Source organism: Cobetia sp. SIMBA_158 (assembly GCF_046566945.1).
Lineage (GTDB): Bacteria > Pseudomonadota > Gammaproteobacteria > Pseudomonadales > Halomonadaceae > Cobetia > Cobetia amphilecti.
In genome coordinates this window covers 1-324 of sequence record NZ_JAWJYL010000161.1, presented here as the reverse complement: position 1 = coordinate 324, position 324 = coordinate 1, and the positions used below count along the sequence as shown (strand labels likewise).

The 324-nt window shown below is 38.9% G+C and carries 1 protein-coding gene; it reads left to right on the top strand.

What is annotated here, in order from left to right; genetic code table 11:
* Positions 1-324: hypothetical protein (locus R2R70_RS19435; RefSeq protein WP_410978814.1), on the top strand; the 324-nt coding region annotated here is incomplete at both ends.

The following is a 324-nucleotide window of genomic DNA, read 5'->3' as shown; positions in this document are numbered from 1 at the left end:
CTAGCCGGTGCTGCAAGTAATGTAAGTACAGCCGGGCTAATTCAAAATATGGGAATTCCGTTTTTAACTTTCTTTGAGATTGGTAAAGTAGGTTTACCTTTATGTATTCTTTTCTTGATTTATTTTCTTACGATTGGAAAGAAGATGCTGACTAAAGGTGACTCTTCTGACCCAGAATATATAAAAAAATTCACTCGGAAAAGGAATGAGAATAGCAAGTTTAGTCCTGTCAAGGCAACAATAGCTTGTGTCATCCTAGTCGCAGTGTTAGTCGCCATGGCCATTGATAGTGACAGTTTTCCAATGTATTTCGTGGCAGCGGTC